Annotated in this window: 21 protein-coding genes and 1 tRNA gene; 13 read left to right on the top strand and 9 right to left on the bottom strand. The window is 31.1% G+C overall.

The window, feature by feature from the left end; all coding sequences use genetic code 11:
- Window positions 1–96: 96 nt before the first annotated feature.
- The 5 genes from ACFQ1O_RS01455 to ACFQ1O_RS01435 all read left to right on the top strand — a co-directional run bounded on the left by ACFQ1O_RS01455 (window position 97) and on the right by ACFQ1O_RS01435 (window position 4,782).
- Window positions 97–172 (top strand) — tRNA-His (locus ACFQ1O_RS01455).
- A gap of 255 nt (window positions 173–427) precedes the next feature.
- The gene (locus tag ACFQ1O_RS01450) at window positions 428–1,351 is read left to right on the top strand and encodes an ABC transporter ATP-binding protein (RefSeq protein ID WP_377712566.1); all 924 of its coding nucleotides are present in this window, start codon (window positions 428–430) and stop codon (window positions 1,349–1,351) included.
- A gap of 18 nt (window positions 1,352–1,369) precedes the next feature.
- Window positions 1,370–2,686 carry an ABC transporter permease gene (locus ACFQ1O_RS01445; protein WP_377712564.1) on the top strand — a complete coding sequence of 439 codons (1,317 nt, stop codon included), beginning with the start codon at window positions 1,370–1,372 and terminating at the stop codon, window positions 2,684–2,686.
- A complete protein-coding gene (locus tag ACFQ1O_RS01440; RefSeq protein ID WP_377712562.1) occupies window positions 2,687–3,514 on the top strand; it encodes a mechanosensitive ion channel family protein in 828 nt (275 codons plus the stop codon).
- Window positions 3,515–3,618: 104 nt separating this feature from the next.
- Entirely contained in the window at window positions 3,619–4,782 is a 1,164-nt protein-coding gene (locus ACFQ1O_RS01435) for a sigma-54-dependent transcriptional regulator (protein WP_377712560.1), read from the top strand.
- 40 nt (window positions 4,783–4,822) lie between these two features.
- Here the strand turns inward: ACFQ1O_RS01435 and ACFQ1O_RS01430 are convergent, their stop codons facing one another.
- Complete coding sequence (locus tag ACFQ1O_RS01430) at window positions 4,823–5,437, bottom strand: hypothetical protein (protein ID WP_377712558.1); 615 nt, start codon at window positions 5,435–5,437, stop codon at window positions 4,823–4,825.
- Window positions 5,438–5,511: 74 nt separating this feature from the next.
- On the opposite strand from ACFQ1O_RS01430, the gene ACFQ1O_RS01425 reads away from it, so the two are divergent.
- From ACFQ1O_RS01425 to ACFQ1O_RS01415, 3 genes are read left to right on the top strand one after another with little or no spacing between them, the layout of a single operon-like run.
- On the top strand, window positions 5,512–6,387 hold the full coding sequence (locus ACFQ1O_RS01425) for a PPK2 family polyphosphate kinase (RefSeq protein WP_377712556.1): 876 nt from the start codon (window positions 5,512–5,514) through the stop codon (window positions 6,385–6,387).
- Window positions 6,384–6,950, top strand: coding sequence for a hypothetical protein (locus tag ACFQ1O_RS01420; RefSeq protein ID WP_377712554.1), 567 nt, complete (start codon window positions 6,384–6,386; stop codon window positions 6,948–6,950). Before ACFQ1O_RS01425 ends, ACFQ1O_RS01420 begins: the two co-directional genes overlap by 4 nt.
- Window positions 6,908–8,344: a M20/M25/M40 family metallo-hydrolase gene (locus ACFQ1O_RS01415; RefSeq protein ID WP_377712552.1), complete on the top strand. Its 1,437-nt coding sequence runs from the start codon at window positions 6,908–6,910 to the stop codon at window positions 8,342–8,344. Before ACFQ1O_RS01420 ends, ACFQ1O_RS01415 begins: the two co-directional genes overlap by 43 nt.
- A 741-nt stretch (window positions 8,345–9,085) precedes the next feature.
- Here ACFQ1O_RS01415 and ACFQ1O_RS01410 read toward each other — a convergent pair.
- From ACFQ1O_RS01410 to ACFQ1O_RS01400, 3 genes are read right to left on the bottom strand one after another with little or no spacing between them, the layout of a single operon-like run.
- Complete coding sequence (locus ACFQ1O_RS01410; protein ID WP_377712550.1) at window positions 9,086–9,547, bottom strand: YehS family protein; 462 nt, start codon at window positions 9,545–9,547, stop codon at window positions 9,086–9,088.
- A 1-nt stretch (window position 9,548) separates the two neighbouring features.
- The gene (locus ACFQ1O_RS01405) at window positions 9,549–10,055 is read right to left on the bottom strand and encodes a DinB family protein (protein ID WP_377712548.1); all 507 of its coding nucleotides are present in this window, start codon (window positions 10,053–10,055) and stop codon (window positions 9,549–9,551) included.
- 1 nt (window position 10,056) lies between these two features.
- Window positions 10,057–10,569 carry a cupin domain-containing protein gene (locus tag ACFQ1O_RS01400; RefSeq protein WP_377712546.1) on the bottom strand — a complete coding sequence of 171 codons (513 nt, stop codon included), beginning with the start codon at window positions 10,567–10,569 and terminating at the stop codon, window positions 10,057–10,059.
- A gap of 97 nt (window positions 10,570–10,666) precedes the next feature.
- Between ACFQ1O_RS01400 and ACFQ1O_RS01395 the strand changes: the two genes are divergently transcribed.
- Genes ACFQ1O_RS01395 through ACFQ1O_RS01380 form a run of 4 tightly spaced genes read left to right on the top strand, consistent with a single transcriptional unit; the run spans window position 10,667 to window position 14,530 of the window.
- Window positions 10,667–12,049: an MATE family efflux transporter gene (locus ACFQ1O_RS01395; protein ID WP_377712544.1), complete on the top strand. Its 1,383-nt coding sequence runs from the start codon at window positions 10,667–10,669 to the stop codon at window positions 12,047–12,049.
- A gap of 5 nt (window positions 12,050–12,054) precedes the next feature.
- Window positions 12,055–12,282 carry a hypothetical protein gene (locus tag ACFQ1O_RS01390; RefSeq protein WP_377712542.1) on the top strand — a complete coding sequence of 76 codons (228 nt, stop codon included), beginning with the start codon at window positions 12,055–12,057 and terminating at the stop codon, window positions 12,280–12,282.
- Between the two features lie 7 nt (window positions 12,283–12,289).
- Window positions 12,290–12,853: a phosphatase PAP2 family protein gene (locus ACFQ1O_RS01385; RefSeq protein ID WP_377712540.1), complete on the top strand. Its 564-nt coding sequence runs from the start codon at window positions 12,290–12,292 to the stop codon at window positions 12,851–12,853.
- Between the two features lie 51 nt (window positions 12,854–12,904).
- Entirely contained in the window at window positions 12,905–14,530 is a 1,626-nt protein-coding gene (locus tag ACFQ1O_RS01380) for an amidohydrolase (RefSeq protein ID WP_377712538.1), read from the top strand.
- 2 nt (window positions 14,531–14,532) lie between these two features.
- Here the strand turns inward: ACFQ1O_RS01380 and meaB are convergent, their stop codons facing one another.
- Window positions 14,533–15,597, bottom strand: coding sequence for a methylmalonyl Co-A mutase-associated GTPase MeaB (meaB, locus tag ACFQ1O_RS01375; protein WP_377712536.1), 1,065 nt, complete (start codon window positions 15,595–15,597; stop codon window positions 14,533–14,535).
- 126 nt (window positions 15,598–15,723) lie between these two features.
- Here meaB and ACFQ1O_RS01370 point away from each other — a divergent pair, with 126 nt between their 5' ends.
- Window positions 15,724–16,797, top strand: a complete 1,074-nt coding sequence (locus tag ACFQ1O_RS01370; protein WP_377712534.1) for a PA0069 family radical SAM protein — start codon at window positions 15,724–15,726, stop codon at window positions 16,795–16,797.
- On the opposite strand, the gene ACFQ1O_RS01365 is transcribed toward ACFQ1O_RS01370, so the two are convergent.
- The 4 genes from ACFQ1O_RS01365 to ACFQ1O_RS01350 are packed head-to-tail and all read right to left on the bottom strand — an operon-like array spanning window position 16,794 to window position 23,574.
- On the bottom strand, window positions 16,794–17,816 hold the full coding sequence (locus ACFQ1O_RS01365) for a hypothetical protein (RefSeq protein WP_377712532.1): 1,023 nt from the start codon (window positions 17,814–17,816) through the stop codon (window positions 16,794–16,796). The two genes, ACFQ1O_RS01370 and ACFQ1O_RS01365, sit on opposite strands and share 4 nt — an antisense overlap.
- The gene (locus ACFQ1O_RS01360) at window positions 17,813–18,424 is read right to left on the bottom strand and encodes a hypothetical protein (protein ID WP_377712530.1); all 612 of its coding nucleotides are present in this window, start codon (window positions 18,422–18,424) and stop codon (window positions 17,813–17,815) included. Before ACFQ1O_RS01360 ends, ACFQ1O_RS01365 begins: the two co-directional genes overlap by 4 nt.
- Window positions 18,424–23,289 (bottom strand): DNA repair ATPase, encoded by a 4,866-nt coding sequence (locus ACFQ1O_RS01355; RefSeq protein WP_377712528.1) that lies wholly within the window; start codon window positions 23,287–23,289, stop codon window positions 18,424–18,426. Before ACFQ1O_RS01355 ends, ACFQ1O_RS01360 begins: the two co-directional genes overlap by 1 nt.
- A 3-nt stretch (window positions 23,290–23,292) precedes the next feature.
- On the bottom strand, window positions 23,293–23,574 hold the full coding sequence (locus ACFQ1O_RS01350) for a hypothetical protein (protein WP_377712526.1): 282 nt from the start codon (window positions 23,572–23,574) through the stop codon (window positions 23,293–23,295).
- Window positions 23,575–23,595 lie beyond the last annotated feature (21 nt).

Here is a 23,595-nt window from a genome sequence, read left to right as displayed (position 1 = left end):
AATAGTTAGAGTAGCAAAGTAAAAATACTTGAAAAAAAATGTTTTTTTCTTTTTTTTAAGTGATATTATTTTCTAAATTTGCAACCGCAATTACATGGTGGTTGTAGCTCAGTTGGTTAGAGCATCGGTTTGTGGTACCGAGGGTCGTGGGTTCGAATCCCATCTTCCACCCTAAAAAGTCTTCTACTTAGTAGAAGACTTTTTTTATGGAGTTATAAAAAACAATTAAGGTGTTAATTGAATACATTATTTTAACATTTATTTAAGAATTGTTGTATATTTGATCAATATCGCAAATAAATAATTTGTGATTATTTCATAGCAATTTTTTTTCCCATCCTTGTTCTTTACAAGGGTGGGTTTTATTTTTGTTTAAAATATGTAACAAACTATTTAAATTAGATACCAATAGTAAAAATAATACTACATGAACAATCTTCTCGAAGCTAAAAATATTACCAAAACTTATGGTGATTATGTAGCACTTAATAATATATCCTTGTCGGTTCCTAAAGGGAGTATATTTGGATTATTAGGTCCAAACGGAGCTGGAAAAACCTCTTTTATTAGAATTATCAATCAAATTACCATGCCAGATACTGGTTTAGTAACTTTAGATGGTAAACCTTTAGAAGCCAATCATATAAAAGATATTGGATATTTACCAGAAGAGAGAGGTTTATATAAATCTATGAAAGTAGGAGAGCAGGCATTGTACTTGGCACAATTAAAGGGGCTTTCTAAAACCGAGGCTAAAAAAAGATTGAAGCATTGGTTTGAACGGTTAGAGATAGGAGATTGGTGGAATAAGAAAATTCAAGAATTATCTAAAGGAATGGCGCAAAAAATACAGTTTGTTGTAACTGTATTACATGAACCAAAATTATTAATTTTTGATGAGCCTTTTAGTGGCTTTGACCCAATAAATGCCAATTTAATAAAAGATGAAATTTTAAAGTTAAGAGAAGATGGGGCAACAATTATTTTTTCTACACATAGAATGGAATCTGTAGAGGAGTTGTGCGACGATATAGCTTTAATAAACAAATCGAATAAAATATTAGATGGAAATTTAATTGATATCAAAAGGCAGTTTAAGTCTAATACTTTTGAAGTAGGAATTCATGCTAACAATGAAACCGAATTAAATCAATTATTGAAAGATAAATTTAAAATTGCTCCTGCAACATTTAAATCAATTAATAACGATTTAAAAATGAATATAAAAGTGAACGGTAATAGTTCTAATGAGTTATTATCTTTTTTAACTAATCATGGACAAGTAAATCACTTTGTTGAAGTAATTCCTTCTGCAAGCGATATTTTTATTCAATCTGTTCAAAATAACTAATAAGACATTCTTACCAATATGAATCATTTACCTATAATTATACAAAGAGAGTACTTAAACAAGGTTAAGAATAAATCTTTTATCATCATGACTTTTGTAACACCATTAATAATGGTGGGAGTTGGTTTGTTAATAGCCTATTTAACGAATTTAAATAAGAATAAAGAAAGGGTTATAGATGTCATAGATGAATCTGGCTATGCCTCAACAATTTTTTCAGATAATAAGTCAACTACAACATATAACATCCTTACAGATATCAATTACGATGCTGCTTTAAAAAATGTAAAAGAAAAGGAAATATATGGTTTATTATATATTAAAAAGTCTGATAGCCTAAAAGGAATAGCTAAGAACGTTACCTTCTATACAAAAGATACCCCTTCTATTACTTTAATTTCTGATATAGAATCTAAAATAGCTAAAAAGTTAACAGATCTTAATTATAAAAATAAAGGATTTGATATAGATAAGATTAAAGATGCAAAAGTTAGAGTTAATATTAATCAAGAAAGCTATAGCGGAGAAAAAACTTCTAAAATAGGAGGAGGGTTAAAGCTTGGATTCGGATTAGTGGCTGGATATATTTTATTTATGTTCATTATTATTTATGGAAATATGATTATGCGTAGTGTTATAGAAGAAAAAACCAATCGTATTATCGAAATTATCATATCATCTGTAAAACCTATACAATTAATGTTAGGTAAAATAATGGGAACATCTCTTGCAGGTATTACCCAAGTGGCTATTTGGGTTATTGTAATGGCAGTAGCCTCTGTTATAATGGCTTCAGTATTTGGGGTAAATATGGCAGAATTAGAAACGCCACAACAAGAGGCTTTTAAAGAGATTATGAAGAATGGTGATATGCAGGAAAAGGTTAGCGTATGGATGGCAGAAATTTTTAATCTTCCATTAACTAATTTAGTTATAATGTTTATTTTATTCTTTATAGGTGGTTTCTTGCTTTATAGTTCTTTGTATGCAGCTATAGGAGCGGCAGTTGATAACGAAACGGATACACAGCAATTTATGATGCCTATAATTTTACCATTAATGTTGGCTGTATACGTAGGAGGGTTTACAGTTCTAGATGAGCCACACGGTACAGTAGCACAAATTTTTTCATATATACCATTTACCTCACCTGTAGTAATGTTAATGCGTATACCGTTTGGGGTTCCTATATGGCAGCAATTAATATCAGTAGTAATGCTTTTCGGAACATTTATAGGTACAGTTTGGTTTGCCTCTAAAATATACAGAGTAGGAATTTTAATGTACGGTAAAAAACCAAGCTATAAAGAACTGTATAAATGGTTAAAATACTAAATGGAAAAACTTTTAGAAATATTAAATTATAACTTTGAATTTGGAGGTGAAATACATATAAAAGTTAAGCACTTATTATTTGTAGTCTTTGTTTTTATAATAACTACCTATATTTTAAAATGGGTTTATAAAATAGCAACCAAAAAACTTCCTTTAAGTGATAAAGTTAAGTTTAGAACTGTTTTTTCATTTGTAAAGTATTTTGTTTATATAGTAGTTTGCCTTATTACATTAGATAATATGGGTATCAACGTAACAGCAATACTTGCTGCTTCAACAGCTTTATTGGTTGGTGTTGGCTTGGCGTTACGAACCTTTTTTCAAGATATCATAGCAGGAGTATTTATTTTAATAGATCAAACAGTTCATGTTGGCGATATTTTAGAGCTAGATGGTAAAGTTGGTAAGGTAACAGATATAAAACTAAGAACTACTAGGGCAGTAACTTTAGATAATAAAGTTGTAATTATACCTAACCATAAATACCTAACGTCTAGTTTATATAATTGGACAGAAAACGGTGAAACTACCCGAGAAAATGTTACGGTTGGAGTTGCTTATGGCACAGATTTAGAATTGGTTAAAGATTTATTATTAAATGTAGCTTTAAGAAATAAATCGGTGCTGAAATACCCGGAACCTATTGTATTATTTACAGATTTTGGCGATAGCGCCTTACAGTTTAAATTAATATTTACTCTTAATAATAGCTTTGAAGCTGTTATGGTTAAAAGTGATATTCGATTTGAAATAGATAAAGTATTTAGAGAGCACAATATAACCATTCCTTTTCCACAGCGAGAAATTTATCTAAACACTAATAACTAATGCATTATATTTTTTCTATTTTTAGAAAAGATTAAGATTTGGCCAAGTTTTTGTAATCAAAACATATACATTAACAAGTCAATTAAATTATTTAAATACATTTCATGTCAAAAATATTAGTAATAGAAGACGAGTCGGCTATAAGGCGCGTATTAGTAAAAATATTATCAGAAGAAAACGATTCTTATCAAGTAGAAGAAGCTGAAGATGGTTTGGTGGGAATTGAAAAAATAAAAGCTACAGATTATGATTTGGTTTTATGTGATATTAAGATGCCAAAAATGGATGGTGTTGAAGTATTAGAAGCTGTTAAAAAGATAAAACCAGAAACAGCAATGGTTATGATTTCAGGTCATGGCGATTTAGATACAGCTGTAAATACGATGCGTTTAGGCGCTTTTGACTATATTTCTAAACCACCAGATTTAAATAGATTATTAAATACAGTTCGTAATGCTCTAGATAAAAAAGAATTGGTTGTAGAGAATAAGCGATTAAAGAAAAAGGTATCTAAGAATTATGAAATGATAGGAGAGAGTGAAGCTATTTCTAGAATAAAAGAAATGGTAGAGAAAGTAGCTCAAACAGACGCTAGAGTTTTGATTACTGGACCTAATGGAACAGGGAAAGAATTAGTAGCACATTGGTTGCATCAAAAAAGTGAGCGTTCTAAAGGACCAATGATAGAAGTAAACTGTGCTGCAATTCCTTCAGAATTAATAGAAAGCGAATTATTTGGTCATGTAAAGGGGGCTTTTACTTCTGCTAATAAGGATAGAGCCGGTAAATTTGAAGCAGCAAACGGAGGCACCATTTTTTTAGATGAAATTGGAGATATGAGCTTATCAGCTCAGGCTAAAGTTTTGCGTGCATTGCAAGAAAGTAGAATTCAGAGAGTAGGTAGTGATAAAGATATCAAGGTAAATGTTAGAGTGGTTGCTGCAACCAATAAAGACTTAAAAAAGGAAATAGCAGACGGAAATTTTAGAGAAGATTTATATCATCGTTTGGCGGTAATTTTAATAAAAGTTCCTGCATTAAACGATAGAAGAGATGATATACCTTTGTTAATAAAACATTTTGCTAAAAAAATAGCAAAAGAACAAGGTGTAGCAGAAAAGAAATTTTCGGCCAAAGCTATAAAACTGCTCCAAGAATACGATTGGACAGGAAATATACGTGAATTGAGAAATGTAGTTGAACGATTAATTATTTTAGGGGAGAAAGAGATATCAGAAAAAGATGTTAAACTCTTTGCTAGTAAATAAAAAATAACAAAAAAGCGTTTCGGATTCCGAAACGCTTTTTTTATTTAGGTGAAATAGGTTTAAAGTCTGGTTTACTTTTAGTATCATAATGTAAAAACCACATAGTAGAACCATCTGGCATTTTCCATTCATGGTAAATATCAAATCCATAACGTCTGTAGACAATCATATTCTTTTTAATAGATGTCTCGGTATATATATCTAATTGCTTTTCGTGGGCTTCAGTATATACCTGGTCCCTTAGCTGTCCCATTGCAAAAACACCATTATCATTTCCTTGGTGGTTAGGATTAACACCAGTAAACTCCCAGTACATATATTTTTTGTCTTTTGGTCTTTGCTCTTGAATGTATTTTTGTCGTTTAGCAATAGCCAAACCATTTTTAAGTCCAGATATTCCAAAAACAAATTTTAAATCATTAATAAAATCCTTAAAAGTCTTTTTATTATTAAGGGGATCAATAATATAAGCTATTGCAACACCTTGTTTATTTCCAGATAGTCGTAAACCATTTCTTTTTACGGCATTATTGTATACAAAAGCTCCTAATTTTTTATAACGTTTGTCCCTTTTGCTGTCTTGTTTTACCAAATGATTTCCAGCAGGAATAGCCTTAAAAGCTTCAGCAATAATATTTATAATTTCTTTAGACATCAATTAGTTCTATTAAAGTCCGAAAGATATTAAATTTTAATATATTTAAACTCATTTCTATTTATAAAGAAACAATGAAATTTAAAATCACAGATTATCAAGTAAAGAAAAGGATAGAATTAGAAAGTTATTCAACAAAAGTTATTTTAAATGAAGATGAAGAAAAAATAAAAAAACAACTAAAAAAACTTAGAAAAAAGTTAGGTAAGCTTCAAGATACCCTTTATGCTCATGGTAAATATGGAGTATTGGTTTGTTTGCAAGGTATGGATACAGCGGGTAAAGATAGTTTAATAAGAGAAGTTTTTAAAGATTTTAATACTCGTGGTGTAGTAGTACACAGTTTTAAGGTGCCTACCGATTTAGAAAGAAGCCACGATTATTTATGGAGGCACTATATGGCTTTACCAGCCAGAGGTAAATTTGCTATTTTTAATAGAACTCATTATGAAAATGTATTAGTTACTAGAGTGCATCCAGAATATATTTTAGGAGAAAACTTACCCGATATACACTCGGTTGCAGATGTAAACAATTCTTTCTGGGAACAACGTTTTGAGCAAATCAGAAATTTTGAAAAGCATATAGCAGAGAATGGCACGTTAATATTTAAATTTTTCTTAAACCTTAGTAAAGAAGAACAAAAAAAACGTTTATTGCGTAGAATAGAATTAAAAGAAAAAAATTGGAAATTTTCTCCAGGTGATTTAAAGGAAAGAAAATTATGGGATAAATACCAAGACTGTTACCAGGATGCAATAAATAGAACATCTACAGAAATGGCGCCATGGTTTGTAATTCCAGCAGATCATAAACCTTCTGCTCGCTATATGGTAGCAAAAATTATTTATGATACACTTTCTGAATATACAGATATACAAGAGCCAGAATTAGACGATGAGATAAAAGCCAACTTAGATCAATATAGAAAAGAACTAGAGCAAGAATGAAAATATTAAGTTTAATATTATTGTTGTTTGTTGTTTCTCATGTTACTTTATCACAAAGTAAAGAAGAAGCTATAGTTAGTTTACTTCAAACTGTTGTTAATAAGGTAAATAGAAAGGATAAGGTTTATGTTATTGATGAGTATTCATTTGAGTTAAATAAATATTTGGTTAATGTAAATAATGATAAAAAAGTATATAAAAAAAGCTATGATAGTATAGTTAAATATTTTGGTGAAAATTCTCTTAATGGAATAAAAGTAAATAATAAAGCAAAAAAAATTAATTTCGAACTTGAGAGTGTTGAGTACTTAACAAAAAATGAAGTGTTTGGGATATTTGAAAAGCATGGGGTTGCAGGATGGAACACTTATTATAAAAAGTTTGGCCGTTATAGTTTTGTGTACTTTTCTGAGCCAATTTTTAATAAGAATAAGTCAATAGCTTTAATTCAAGTTCTTATAGCAACAGGTAATAGAGCTGCTATAAGTAGGTATGATATATATAAGTTTAATGGAAAAGAATGGATAAGAGTTTCAAAATTAACAGCAGGCTGGGTAAGTTAAATATTTTAATATTGTTTTTGATATTGTTTACAGGCTTTATTGAAGTAAAAGCTCAATCAGATGATGAGAAGATGTTAAAGGCTATTTATGATACATCTTTGTTAAATGGTAAATCATACAAATGGTTAGATCATTTATCTAATCAAATAGGAGGGAGATTATCTGGTTCTTATAATGCAGAAAAAGCGGTTAAATATACCAAAGATGAGCTTGAAGAACTTGGCCTTGATAAGGTTTGGTTACAACCTGTTATGGTACCTAAATGGGTAAGAGGAGCTAAAGAGTTTGCTTATATAGAATCGGCACCAGGTAACACTACTACGGTACCTATTTGCGCTTTAGGAGGTTCTGTTGCAACACCAGCTGGCGGATTAAAAGCCGAAGTGGTAGAAGTACAAAACTTTGATGAATTAGCTACTTTAGGTAGAGAAAAAATACAAGGCAAAATAGTTTTTTACAATAGGCCTATGCAAGCCGATTTAATTCAAACATTTCGTGCTTATGGAGGTTGTGTAGATCAGCGATATAAAGGTGCTGAGAAAGCAATTCAATATGGTGCGGTTGGGGTTTTGGTAAGGTCTGTTAATTTGCGTTTAGACGATTTGCCACATACAGGATCAATGAGTTATGGAGATACTCCAGTAAGTAAACGAATACCTGCTGCTGCAATAAGCACTAACGGGGCAGAATTATTGAGTTCTATGTTAAAATTAGACCCAACAACTCAATTCTTTTTTGCTCAGCACTGTAAACAGTTAAAAGATGTAGAGTCTTATAATGTAATAGGAGAAATAAGAGGAAGTACCTATCCTAATAAAATTATGGTAGTGGGTGGTCATTTAGATTCGTGGGATTTAGGAGATGGCGCTCACGATGATGGAGCAGGAGTGGTACAATCTATGGAAGTATTGCGTTTGTTTAAAGAAACAGGTTATAAACCTAAGCATACTATTAGAGTGGTATTGTTTATGAATGAAGAGAACGGTTTACGTGGAGGGAAAAAGTATGCAAAAGTGGCTAAAGAGAAGGGAGAAAACCATGTATTTGCTTTAGAGAGTGATGCAGGAGGTTTTACACCTAGAGGTTTTTCTTTTGATTGTTCTCAAGAAAACTTTAAAAAAGTAGAAAGTTGGAGAAAACTATTTAAACCTTATTTAATTCACTTTTTTGAAAAGGGAGGAAGTGGTGCAGATATTGGCCCGCTAAAAGGAGACAATGTATTGTGCGGATTAAGACCAGACTCTCAGCGTTATTTCGACCACCATCATGCAGCTAATGATACCTTTGAACATGTAAACAAACGCGAATTAGAATTAGGAGCTGCTACTATGACTTCTTTAGTGTATTTGTTTGATAAGTATGAGGTAATTCAGAGTAAGAAGTTGGAAAAGTAAAATTCTTATAATTTAATAATTAAAATATAAGACCTAAACTTAGACCAATTCCGTTTGCTTTTATTTTATCATTGGATTTAGCTATACCTTCATTTGTTAAGCTAACCGTTTTATGAGAATAGAATATATCTGATATTAAATTTAGATTCTTATGAATTTTAAATTTATATCCAATACCTATATTGGCTAAGAATCCTTTTCGTAAATTAGAATTTTCTCCACCAATATTTAAAGTCGGCCCTAAATCTAGAAACGAGTAAATAGAATTTTCTTTATCTGAAAAATATCCCCTAATATCTAAGAAAATAGGAAATGTATTAAAATCAGGTTTATGATAACCATCAAGTCCTACACCAATTCCTAAAGAAAAATAAGGTGAAATGAAATAACCATTAATAGTTTGAAGGCTCCAAGCAAAAGAATTACTATCGTCAAGTTCTGAATAAAATCCCCCTTCCCCAGGAATGAAAATATCTCGTTCTAAGCTATTAATATTTGTAAAAGATATCTTAGTGATATTAAAAAAACCTTTGTTTTTGTATGAGCTTCTATTATTATTTGAATTTTCTTTTTGTCCAAAAGAATAAATAGTGATAAAGCATAAAAATAGGGTTAGTTTTTTTTAGTATCATATTGGTAGTATAATTTTTTTACGAGTAAAAAGCATATTTTTCTCATCAAATATTACGCCGTTATCTTACAGAATATTGCCCGGGTTTTATAAAAAAAGTACTTGTGTTATTATTTTGATCTATACTTAGCTTGCAGACCACTTAAAAACCACCTTAAATATTGGTCTTGGCAAATGCGGTATTGGTCTTGTTTAGGGTTTCTTAAAAAAGAATTTAAAACAGGCATCGTAATCTTTCTGTCTACCAAAGCAAATACAGCTATAATATCATCAGTTTTTAGGTTTAGAGCTATTTTAAGTTTCTTTAAAATAAGATTATTGGTTAACCTTTTTTCTGGTGTAGGTTGCGGACCTTCTCTTTTACCTCTTTTTTCGTTAATTAATCCGTTTAAAAAAATAGCCAAATCTTTATCAATCAGTTCTAAATAATCTGGGTGATTATCTTTTCTTAACCAAGCAGTCATTTCTTCTACTTCTACCTCATAATCGGCGAGTTTAAAAATTGCCACCATTTGGGCATCATTATAATCAAAGGTAAAACGTAATCGTTTTAGTATATCGTTGTTTGTCATGTTAAAGTTGTTTTCCTAAAAATACATTTACTCCTTTAGGTTGTGGATTACCATTTATGCGTCGCCAAGAAATTAGTTGTCCAATATGAGTTAAACAGTCTGCAATGTGTCCATTTAGTGTATACCAAAACGGAAATTCACCATCTAAAGATTTAGGTTTAACTACAAATTCATTGAGTTGGTTATCATCTTGCATTTCTTTTAAGCGATTGCTTACATCTTCATATAATCTGAGTATTTCTTGTCTAGCGCTGTCAAAACTAGTTAAATATTCCTTTTTATAGGTAGGTGAACCACCATAAGTTTTATTGGTGATAAAAGCTAAATCGTATATGTGCATATGCAACTCAGTTAAATTCATACTACCTTCAACTGGTCTAAAAGTATAATCATCATCAGTTAAGCCTTCTGTAGCCCAATAGTAACGAAATATAAGACCATCGATCATTCTAGCAATAGTATTCGTACAACTAATATTATTTGGAGTAGGATGTATTTGATAAGACATATTAGCTTCTAGTTAACTGGTTAATGATATGAGAATGTTGCGGATATAACTTACTTAAGTCCTTTTCTACTGCTAATTCGAAATCAGAAAAATCAAAACCGGGAGCAACAGTACACCCTACTAAAGTATAAGAATCTTCTTCATCTATGTTAGAAGCAAACCAACATCCTTTTGGTACTATTAACTGAGGTTGTAATCCTTGGTGAATATGGCCAACTTTATGTTTTGTATAATTTCCCTCTGGAGTAATAACATGAACATTTAAGGGTGATCCCTCATAAAAGTGCCAAACTTCATCTTGTTGAATTCTATGAAAAGCCGAAAAATTACCAGAGGTTAACAAAAAATAAATAGCCGTTGAGAAATTTCTATCACCCGAAAACCGATTGGGTAAATGAGGTTGTTTGATGAATTCTGAACTCCTATAATTTTCTTTATAAAATCCTCCTTCTGGATGCGGTAGTAAATCTAATTTTTCTACAATTTTTTGTACAGTATTGTTGGTGGTATTCACAATATAAATTTTATTGATACTGCAATATAATAAATACAATAGCTATTGATTTAAATGATAAGTATTTCTTTTACCTTTGCACACTTAAATCAGCGGTTTGAATTTTTCTAATTATACTAAAGAGTTTCGTTATAACTTAAAGCTTGCCTATCCAGTAATATTGGGTATGGTTGGTCATACCATGGTTGGTTTAATAGATGATATCATGGTAGGTAAAATAGGTACTACAGAACTTGCTGCAGTGTCTTTAGGTAATAGCTTTTTGTTTATTGCCATGTCTTTAGGAATTGGGTTCTCTACAGCAATTACACCTTTAGTTGCCGAGGCAGATGGAGAAGGAAATAAAGATAGAGTAAAAGCGGCTTTTAAACATGGTTTGTTTTTGTGTACAGTGCTAGCCTTGGGTTTATTTACTTCAGTTTTAATTGCCAAGCCACTTATGTATCATATGAAGCAGCCAGATGCAGTAGTAGAACTAGCTATGCCTTATTTAAATATTGTAGCGGCGTCGTTAATACCATTAATTATTTTTCAAGCATTTAAGCAATTTTCAGATGGTTTGTCTCAAACCAAGTACGCTATGTGGGCAACTTTAATAGCCAATGGTATTAATGTCTTATTAAATTACTTATTAATTTATGGTAAGTTAGGTTTTCCCAAACTAGGGATTACTGGTGCGGCAATAGGAACTTTAGTTTCTAGAATTATTATGGTATTATTTATTTGGTGGCTATTACGTTCTAAAGAAAAATTTAGAATGTATGTTACTAATTTAAACATGTTGTCTATACAAAAATCGGTCATCAAGAAGATTGTAAATCTAGGTTTTCCATCTTCAATGCAAATGTTATTTGAGGTAGCAATTTTTACAGCTGCAATATGGTTGTCGGGGGTTTTAGGACAAAACGCACAGGCAGCAAATCAGATAGCTTTAAAATTATCATCTCTAACTTTTATGGTAGGTATGGGGCTTAGTGTAGCTGCAATGATTAGAGTAGGAAATCAAAAAGGGATGAAAAACTTTGTAGAGTTGCGTAGAATTGCTTTTTCAGTTTTTGCTTTAACCTTATTTATAGAGATTATCTTTGCAGGCATCTTTATTGCCGGTTATAAGGTGTTTCCAGACTTATTTGTGAATTACAATAATGAAGCAGATTTACTAAATACTTACGATGTTGTAAAAACAGCAGGTGTTTTAATTTTAATTGCGGCATTTTTTCAAATATCAGATGGTGTGCAAGTCGTAGTTCTAGGAGCTTTAAGGGGCTTACAAGATGTTATGATGCCAATGTTGTTCACCTTTATAGCTTATTGGGTAGTTGGCTTCCCTATAAGTTATTATTTAGGGTTGCATACAGAATATAAAAGTGCAGGAATATGGTTAGGCTTATTAGCTGGTTTAACAGTTTCTGCTATATTGTTATTTTTACGTTTTAATTATTTAACTAAAAAATTAATCGCTCAGAAAGAGTCGAACTAGATATTATGGAATTACCAAAGTTTATATTAGGAGATAATACCGATTTACCAGATGCTATTTTTGTTATTCATACCGACTTTCCTAGGTTTATAATTAACTTAGAAAATGATGAAATTGAATGGTTTGAAGATTTTGATAAAAACGACGAACAAGAATTACTTACAGAATCTCAAACTGCTATAAAAGAAGCTTCAGAGTTTTACGATAGAGAAGTAGCTCGTTACGAAAACTAGTACTTATATGGAAAGTATTCTTCAGTTAGACACCGATTTATTTTTATTCTTAAATGGCTTAGGAAGCTCTACATGGGATGGTTTCTGGATGTTTATTACCGGTAAATGGAATGCGATTCCTTTGTACGCTTTATTACTGTTTTTACTATATAAAAAGTTAGGACTTAAGGGTACTTTACTTACTATGTTAACAGTTGCATTAATGATTTTAGTTACCGATCAAGTTTCTAAATATTTTAAATATGAATTAATGTTGCGTTTAAGACCTTGCTATGACATGCCAGATTTGGTAAGATTAGTAAAGGATTCATGTGGAGGTAAAGGAGGTTATTTTTCAGCTCATGCAACAAGTTCTATGGCATTAGCAATTTTTATGGGACAAGTATTAAAAAAGCATTTTAAGTACATAGCTGTTTTGTTATTCTTATGGGCTTTTATGGTAGGTTATAGCCGTATTTATATTGGAGTTCATTATCCTGGAGATGTGTTGACAGGATTTGTATTCGGAACTTTAGTAGCATTAGGAATGTATAAACTGCAGCAGTGGTTAATTGCTAAATATAATGCTTAGTTATTACAAAGAGAAAGCTCCTTTTTTATTTAATTTAAGACTTATTACCCAATGAAAAATATTTTATTATTAGTTAGCATACTATTAGTAGCATGTAGTCAAAAAAAAGAAACTGTAGATATATTAGTAACAAACGCTAATATATATACTGTGAGTGATTCTTTACCTAAAGCTAGCGCATTTGCTATAAAAGACGGAATGTTTGTAGCTATTGGAGAATCAGAAGAAATTAAAAATAAATACCAATCAAATCAAGTAATTGACGCAGAAGGAAAACCTGTTTATCCAGGTTTAATAGATGCTCATTGTCATTTTTTAGGAATGGGATTGGTTGAGCAAAAAGTAAGACTGGAAGGAACTAAGAGCTATGAAGAGGTTTTAGAAGTCTTAGTTGATTTTCAGAAAAAGAATCAATTAAGTTATATTACTGGTAGAGGTTGGGATCAGAACGATTGGGAAGTAAAAGAATATCCAACAAATGAAAAGTTAGATAGCTTGTTTCCTACTACACCTGTAGCCATACGTAGAGTAGACGGACATGCTTTATTGGCAAATCAGGCAGCGATAGATTTGGCGGGAGTAACCATTGATACTCCGGCTTCGGGAGGAGAAATTTTAAAAAAGGACGGAAAACTAACAGGTGTTTTTATAGATGCTCCAATGGAGTTAATACGTTCTACAATACCAAAACCAACTATAAAAGAGTCTGCTCAAGCTTTAAAATTAGCTGCAGAAAAGTGTTTTAGCCTTGGGTTAACAACAGTAAATGAAGCTGGTTTAGAACGTTATGAAATAAAGTTAATGGATAGTTTACAGCAAGCTAATGAGCTTAAAATGCGTATTTATGCAATGGCTTCTGCAAGTAAAGAAAATTTAGATTATTATTTAAAGAAAGGAATTTATAAAACAGATTATATGAATGTTCGTTCTTTTAAGTATTATGGAGATGGTGCTTTAGGATCTAGAGGAGCTGTTATGAAAGAACCATATTCAGATTTAGACCATCACCATGGAGCGTTAATATTTAGCGTAGATAATTTAAAGGAGACAGCTAGAAGAATTGCTAATTCAGATTTTCAGATGAATACACACGCAATTGGGGATTCTACTAATTATATAGTTTTAAAGACTTATAAAGAAGCTTTAGAAGGTAAAGAAGATAGAAGGTGGAAAATTGAGCATGCACAAATTGTAGATGAAAAAGATTTTCATTTTTTCGATAAAATTGTCCCTTCTATACAACCTACACATGCTACTTCAGACATGTATTGGGCAGAAGATAGAGTAGGGAAAGAGCGAATTAAAAATGGTTATGCTTATAAAAAGTTACTAAACAATTATGGTAAAGTAGCTTTAGGAACAGACTTCCCGGTAGAGAAGGTAAACCCAATGTTGACGTTTTATGCTGCTGTAGCAAGAAAAGATTTAAAAGGATACCCAGAGAATGGTTACCAAATGGAAAATGCTTTAACTAGAGAAGAAACTTTAAAAGGTATGACTATTTGGGCAGCACATTCTAATTTTGAAGAACAAGAAAAAGGAAGCATTGAAATAGGAAAATTTGCCGATTTTGTAATATTAGATAGAGATATTATGACTGTTGATATCAATGAGGTTCCAGAAGCTAAAGTTCTAAAAACTTTTATCGGAGGGGAGTTAGTGTATGAAAAGAAATAATTCTATTTCAAACTTAATAATTGCTCAGCCGCATCAAAAGGAGAAATAGTTCCTTTTTCTACTTCTTTGGTAAGTATTATGAGTTGTTTGGCAACTTCAGGATGAGAATAAAAGTTTTCTTTTAATTGCTCTTCTATAGTTTGAACCAACCAAAACTTGTTTTGTTCTGCACGTCTGTCTTTAAAAGAGTTATTATTTGTAGACAACTCAATATATTCATTAATAATGTCCCAGACTCCATCAATATTATCATTTTTTAAAGCACTACAAGTAGTTACTTTAGGGAGCCATCCATTGTCTTTATGAGGATATAATTGCAAAGCACGTTTAAACTCGGTTCTAGCTAGTTTTGCACGTTTTATATTGTCACCATCTGCTTTGTTAATGACTATGGTGTCGGCCATTTCTATAATCCCTCTTTTTATTCCTTGTAATTGGTCACCAGCTCCAGCCAATTTTAATAATAAAAAGAAATCTACCATAGAATGAACAGCAGTTTCACTTTGTCCAACTCCAACAGTTTCTACTAAAATAGTGTCATAACCCGCAGCTTCGCAAAGCATCATACTTTCTCTCGTCTTTCTGGCTACACCTCCTAAAGAATTTCCAGACGGACTAGGGCGAATAAAAGCATTTTCGTTTCGTACTAATTCTTCCATTCTAGTTTTATCGCCTAGAATGCTTCCTTTGGTAACAGAACTACTAGGGTCTACAGCTAATACAGCTACTTTTTTACCTAAACTGGTTAAATAAGTCCCAAAAGCTTCAATAAAGGTACTTTTTCCAGCACCTGGGACTCCAGTAATTCCAATTCTTATTGATTTGTTAGGAGTTTGTAAACAAGTCTTTAAAATAGCATTTGCTTTTTCTTTGTGCTTAGGATTGGTACTCTCAATTAATGTAATGGCTTTACTTAGAAATACTCGACTACCTTTCTGAATTTCAGAAACATATTTTTCTACAGAAATTTCTTTTTTACGTACCATAGCATTCGCATTAACCATTTTGGGTTGTGGTACACCATCATTTTCTGTTAGAGCCGATTTATGTTGCTTTTTTTTTGACACCAGTAGGTTTTATTACTTAGGTAAAAGTACCAATTTAATTTGTTAATAACCTAGTTTGGTTTTAACATTTTCATGAAGAATTAAGCAGTAATTTTATAACCATTCCTAGATTGTTTTATTAAACTCATGAATTCTAAATCACCTATAAAAGGGCGAGGCGCCCAAAAAAATGTACACAACCGATTTTTTGAGTTGAGTCATGAAATACGTGATGATTTTTTAGAATTCTGTTACAAAGAACAAGAAGAAGCAGATAAAAACAAAACACAGTTTATAGATGTTTTCCCTAAAACAATTGTGAATAAAGTTAAAAGTCCTGATGTAGGAATGCAATATTCTATGAATCCGTATCAAGGATGCGAACACGGTTGTATTTACTGTTTTGCTCGTAATACCCATGAGTATTGGGGATATAGTGCTGGACTGGATTTTGAAAGAAAGATATTGGTTAAGAAAGATGCTCCTAAGTTGTTAGAAGCAATGTTAAAGAAGAAATCTTGGCAAGCTTACCCAATAGTACTTTCTGGTAATACAGATTGTTATCAGCCTGCTGAAAAAAGATATGAAATAACTCGAAAGTGTTTAGAAGTTTTTCTAAGGTATAAACACCCAGTAGCTATTATTACTAAAAACGCTTTAATACTGAGAGATCTTGATATCCTTACAGAGTTAGCTAAAGACAATTTAATAGCAGTTAATGTGTCGGTTACATCATTGTCTGAAGAAACTAGGAGGGTTTTAGAACCCAGAACAGCCAGTATACAAAAACGTTTAAAGGCTATTAAAATACTTTCTGATAATGGAGTACCAGTAAACGCTATGTTAGCACCTTTAATTCCTGCTATTAATAGTCATGAAGTATTGCCTCTAGCCAAAGCAGTATCTGAAGCAGGAGCATTGTCTATTGGTCATACTATTGTAAGGTTAAATGGTGCTATTGGAGAAATTTTTACCGATTGGATTCATAAAACATTACCCGATAAAGCAGAGAAAGTACTCAATCAAATTGCCGATTGCCATGGAGGAACTTTAAACGATAGTCGTTATGGTAATAGAATGAGGGGAGAAGGTAATATAGCCAAGCAGATAAATGATTTAGTTACTATGGCTCGTTTTAAATATTTTAAAGGAAAAAAAATGCCTAAATTGAATACGAGTTTGCATGCTCAATATAAGAGTGGGCAATTAGAGTTGTTTTAGGATTTTGATATTTTTATAGGGAGTTTTTGAATATAGGTTGTATCATTTTTAAATTCAAAATCTAAATTCACATTCCATATTAATTCAACATCATTTATATCAATGTCAATAGGAAAACTTTTTTTAGGATATGGTATTAATAATTCATTATCCTTTTTTATGCTTTGCTTAAAAGTATTTTTAGGACTTTTATAAACTGTTTCTGAACGAGTAGTAGTCGAAGTACCTCTATCATCTCTAACTTTTTCGGTTATAGAGCAATAATAGTTTAGTTTTTTAATAGATCGTTGGTTGTTTGAGAGTCTTAATCTAAGCATGAATTCATCATCTGTATGCAAATGAGTAGAGTAAGTAATCTTTCCTAATTTACCAATACTAATAGTATGATAAATGTTTTTATAAAGTACATAACCACCCAAACCAGTTATTATTAATCCAAAAAAGAATCCGTTGTCTAAAAAAAGAAATATACAGGTTGCAATAATTAAAATGATAACACCAAGTATGATGAACATTTTGTTATTGTTTGCTAATGAGTTTTTTATAGGTATAATTTCGTAATTATCTTCTTTAGGTAATATGTTTATATAATACTCATGTTTGAAGTTACTAAATGATTTAAATAAGCTATGAAACTCTACATTTTTAAGGAAATCTTTTCTGAGAGTAGAAGAAGTTTCACTAGATGGGTCTAATTCAAATACGATAGCCCATAATACTTCAACATTTTCGCCAGAATAGCTATAAGCGTTTTCAGGGATTAGTATTTCAATGTTATATTCATAAATTTGTCCAGCTCTCCAAATATTTTCATGAATAATATTTGTAATACTAAAAGATTGATTAGGCGGTGTAGATAGTTGACCCTTTATTCTCTTTTTTAAATAAACTCCAAAAGCATCAACAGAAAAGTCTTTTAGAGCTTGAATTGTTATTGTACCAATAATAAACTCTGAGGCTTTATAAGTAGTGTTATTAGGGATAAATTCAAATTTAATGTATTCATGTAAGTTTTTCATTTTTGCTTAAATGAAGAATAAAGGTTAGTTAATATCGCTCGCTTATCAGACTTATGTTTTGCAGAAAGATTTTCTAAAAAGGTGTTATTTAAATCTATATCATGAAAGTTATTAATGTTAGAAGCTAAAGCTATTCTTTTTTGAATTAAAAGTTTTAAATCTTCTTTAGAGTTTTGACCAATTTTATATGATTTAAATTTTCTACCAGTACTTATAAATTCTAACTTTTTACTAATGTGAGTGGAGATAATAAATGAATTGTTTTTTTGTCTCCATAAACTTAAACGGTTGGTTAATTTTAAATGATGAATACTATCTATAATATATATAGACTTTTTGGTATTAGTACTAAACGCCTTGTTAGTTGTTGATAACTGAATAAATTCACAATCTTTAATGTAGTTTGAAAGAGCTCTTAAATGAGAGGTTTTACCTCTGCCTTTTCTTCCTACCAATTCTATTGTAATAGCAGAATTATCTTTTAAGAGCTCCTCAACTTCTTTAAAATCTATTTCAGGTTGTAGAACAAAATTATTTTCATCATCATCTAATCCTCCAAAAGGATTAAAGTTAAATTTGATTTGTTCATTTTTGATAAGGTTTTTCATTATTCCTTTTCAAACCCTTTTGCCAACACTTCTTTAATTCCTTCTAAATTATCAGAGAATTGCATTAACTGACTTAATACTTGAGCCATTTCGTTTTGGCTCCCAAAACCTTTTAGCTTGTTATTCTTTACAAAAGTAGTTTTAATGGCTTCCCAACGTTGTTGTTCTTCTTCAGATAGGGTATTAGCCAATTCTTTATACTTTAATAAATTAGCTTCTGCAGCACTGGTTAAAGTTTGCGATTCACTTTCGTAATGTGAAAGTAGCAGTGTAGTTAATTCCTTTTCATTCATAATGGGAACTACCTTAGCTACCAACTTATTCATATCACGATACGAACCTTGTAACTTAAAAGACGGCTCTGTTCTGTAGGCATCTTCCATAGCAGCAGACTTAATGTACTGTTCGTTTACACTTAACACATCGTTACGTACTCTTAATACTTTCTCTAATACAGAAATGTAATCTTGAACTTCTTGCTTAGTGTGGTTTCCTTTTAAGTCTAGTGTACCTTCACTACCTTGTTCTATGTAGTTAATGATGCTATAAATGTCATCAAAGTTTTTACTGCTTAATTGGCGTAATAAATCGTTTGATGTTAAGGCATTTTCAATTAAACTCAGTTTAAATAGATCGGCCGAATCTCCAATTACATCACCTAGATTGTATATGTCAGCTCTGTTAGCTAACATGTCTGGAATTCTAAACTTATCTCCACTTTCTGTATATGGGTTACCCGCCATAATTACACAGAACTTTTTATCTCTAAAATCGTAGGTTTTAGTAACCCCATTATAAACACCTTCAATTTTACGCTGACCATCGGCTAATGAAATAAACTTCTGTAAAAACTCTGGATTACAGTGCTGAATATCGTCTAAATATAACATCACATTGTTTCCCATTTCAAAAGCAAGATTCAGTTTTTCTAGTTCTTGTTTAGTTGCTGAGTTGTTTGCCGCCATAGGATCTACCGAAGTAATTTCATGACCAATTGCCGGACCGTTTATTTTCATAAATACCAATCCTAATCGTTCAGAGATATACTCCATTAAGGTAGTTTTACCATAACCAGGTGGAGAAATTAGTAATAACATACCCATACGATCGGTACGTTTATTTTCGCCTACGGTACCTAATTGTTTAGATAAGTTATCTCCAAACAGCGGTAAATAAACCTGATCAATTAATTTATTTCTAACAAAAGATGATAATACCTTAGGTTTAAACTCTTCTAATTTTAAAGTGTGTTTTTGTTGCTCTGTTAATTCTTTTTTAGCCTTTTTGTAAGCTATAAAATCTTGAATTACTTGCTTATTGTATTTTTCTAATTTTTCAATAAACAAGTGATAGTTAAACTCATAGTCATGCCCTTTAATTACACCATGACTACCTTTTAAAGTAGTAATGTTTTCTATGGCATTGATATGGTTTATCTTTTTGTTTACATGCCCGTTAAATAAAAGAAGTGCAATGGTTTCGTAACTATAAAAAGAACGATTATCGTTAGTACTTTGTATAAAAGACTGTAGCCATTGTTTAGCTAAAGAAACTTTATCTTCTATAATAGTTATTGATTGTAAACTATTCTGAAAAGAAGCTGTACCATTGTTAACTTTTAAATACTCCTTAAAAGCTTCTTTTAATTCTAGAGCATGAGCACTAATGCAAAAGTTGTCATCACTATTTAATTCATGAAATAAATATTCTGCAATACTTTTGCTAGATACATTAGAATGGTTCCATGTATCTAAGAAATTAGTTATTTGACTATCTAAAGATTCAATAACAAATTCAAACTCATTAGACTCCGGAAATAAAGCTAATACACTTCCAGAGGCTTTTATTTGTTTGTTAAGGACATCTTTATCTGCTGTTTCTAAACTATTCCAAAACAATTGAGCATAAGCTCTAATTGTTGGATTGTATTTTAATAAACCTAAATTTTCTTCGGTTTTAATTAAAGTAGTTAATAAGGCTAAAGCATCTTCATCATGAACTCCTTTTACATACCCTTCTGCATAGTTTTCACTACTTTGTTTTTTAACTAAAGTAGTTAAATCATCGGCGTTTAAAAGTGATAGCTTTTTTAAACCTTCAGCCTTATAAATTTTATACGCTAGATATTCAGAACGGTATACTTCATTATTTTCTGAAATTAATTCCTGATTCCAGATATGTTGTGAAGTATTTAAAATGTCATTCTCTATTTTTTCATAGAAATCCGTACCGGTTAAATGGAAATAAAGTGCATCATTTTTAGCAACTATGTTTAAATCTAAAGGTTGTTTGTTTACACCAAACTTGTGCTTACCTAGTTTAATAACATTATCACCGTCTTCATATAAGTCTAATTTATCTTTTAGCTTACGTACGGTCTCTTCTTTAGATGTTTTTAGGTTAGACTCTAAAGTTTCTGCTTTACCAACTTCATCAATATCTTTTAACTGTTGAATGATACTTTGAATTTTGCTAACCATTAAGTCGGAAGCAAAATATCCGTTAATTTCCTCAGCATTATTAAAGGTAGCTGCTTTTTTAGATATGCTTCCTAAAATTCGTTGGGCTGCATTCTGTAGGGTAATAGCTTTCTTATTCTTAGCTTCTACCAATGCATTTTTACGTGTTTCAAAAGCCGCGTAAACTTCTTCACGCTTTTCGATAATTTGAGTAATATACTCATCAAAATCTGCAAATTTCCCTTCTAACTCTTCTAACTGAACCGATAATTTGGTTAAGTATTCATCACATTTTTCAGGCGTATTAGCAATATCTATAAAGTTGATAATACTTTGATCAAATAATTTCAGCTGAGCAATAAAATCTGCTTTACTTTCTGATTCGTTTAAACTTTTGGCTTTACGCTTTAAACCAGCTTTTAACTGATTAATCTCTGCAAAAAGCAACGAAATAGTATCTATGATAGCTGTAGAGTGCGAAGTATCTTCTATCTGAAGATTGTTTACAATGTCAATTAGCATTTCTAAATCGGTACTAATCTGATTGATTTCTTCTTCTAACTCTTTGGCTTCAACAACCTTTTTTATGTTTTCTAAAGCAGTAACTTTTTCTTCTAATCTATTATGATAGGGTAGAAGCGCTTTTTCATCTAATAGAAAACTAACACATCTTCTTGAAATACGCTCAGTTTGTTCGCTAATTTCAGCTGATAACTCTTCTATACGAGTAGCATTGGTATAACGAATATCTTTTAAACTAATGGTAGCTCCTTGTGCTCCACGTAATCTAGTAAGTACTTCAACAAAATCGTCAATAGATTTAAAACTACTGTGCTTAATCTTATCGAATAAGTCTTTTATATCTTGCTCTACTTCTTGAGTAGCTTGAGTAGCCGCTTTTTTTAACTGTACTACTTTTTCAAACTCATCAATAGCTGCATTAGCAGTAGATTTTAGTTCTGCTAATGGAATGTTTAAGTTTGAAGTGTCGGGTTCATTAATCCAATAATAAGAATCTAAAACATCAGTAGCTTGTTTACTAATATCATCGTAAAGGCCATCGTAATTATCTTCTTTATTTAAAAGCGTAATTAACTCTTGGCATTCTGCCATTGCTTTTACAATATCTTTATTACCTATTTTATAGATTAAAGAATCGTTATGAGCAGTGTTGGTTTGAACCGTTTTTGAAAAAGGTGTTTGCCAAATCTGAACAACATGATGTTTGGTAGAATCATCTTCAGATTTAAAGTAGCATAACTCCCCATTTTCTAAAACAGTGTAACCGTTACATATAATAGGTGTGTTAATGGTTTGTTCAATGATGTTATAAGTCATTAACACATAATCTCCTTTACCTTCTTCGTAAAAAACGTACAAGTAATCTTCACCATTAGGAGAGGCAACTTTTTTCTGGAATTTTACTTGCTCAATACTCTTTTCAAACTTCTTAAATTCACCAGTTTGTAAGTAGTAACCATCTGGAAAAATTAATCCGTGATTATCGGGTAGGAGTACAGCGGTATCTTCTATACTTTGTATACGTTCTACTTGTTGTACTTTGTGGTTATATACAAAATAACGAGCCGTTTCCTGGTAAGGTGTAATACTTAAAACAGTTAGGTTACCTAAGTCTGCGTATAGAAATTTACCATCTTCTAAGGTTTGGTCTCTATGTTCTACAGGTTCATTTAAAATACCTTTTCCTTCATCTGTATTATCTTCAACTTTTATGGTTAAGTCTCCACCAATGGTTTCTACAAATATTTTGTCTAGTATAGATACATGCGGATGAGCTCCGTTACGATGATTATCATAATTGGTTTCTTGCCAACGGAATTCATGTTGAGTAGGAAACTTGTATTCATGATCACTACGGTTATCTATATAAACCAAAGTATTATCCTTAATTAACCACTTAAAGGTTTTAATATCGGTAGTGTTTTCGCTTATTTGAAAGACCATGTATAGGTAATTACCAATAAGGTTAAACTTAGCAAAAAAGGTGTTACGATAGTATTTATATAGATTTTGAAAATCGTTTAAGAATATATCGTCGTTTATTAAGGTTAGCTCTTGCTGGTGAAAACTTTGATCTTGAAAAGTATATTGGCTAAATACATCAGAAAGTTTAATTTCTGTACGAAGTCCAAAATGAACGTTATAGCCAAATAAACAAGCTGTACCCAATGCCACAATATCTCTAGCAATACAAGTGTTTTCTGTATTAATTCTATCGTTAGCAATTAGTTTGGTTTCTACAGCTCCAAAAACATCTTTTCTAGAAGTATTTAGTTTCTGTAAACGCTCTACTAAATCTTGTTTATGTTTTTGAAGACGCGATTGAATAATCTCGTAAGTTCCGCCTTCTAATTGGTTAGTATGTTGGTTGTTTTCTTCTTGCATTTATTAAAATATAAATGAAATAATTTCATTAAAATAATAGATTATCGTACCAATGAATACGACTGATAAAAAAGTATATCCAATTAATTTTTGTTGATAGACTTGATTACTCTTTTGTAAACGCTTTCTAATTTTCAAAAGTTGTTCTTGACTTGCTTTCTTAAAAACAGGTTTAGTTTTGTTTTTAGTATAGCTATTTAATATGTCTTCTTTATCAAATTGTACACGTTGTTGTCTACGGTTATTACTCTTAATAGAGCTAACCATGAATTGTGCAAATCCCATAATTCTTTAAGTTAATAAGGT

The organism is Pseudofulvibacter geojedonensis (assembly GCF_042675745.1).
GTDB lineage: Bacteria > Bacteroidota > Bacteroidia > Flavobacteriales > Flavobacteriaceae > Pseudofulvibacter > Pseudofulvibacter geojedonensis.
This window is presented reverse-complemented; position numbering and strand designations above follow the sequence as displayed.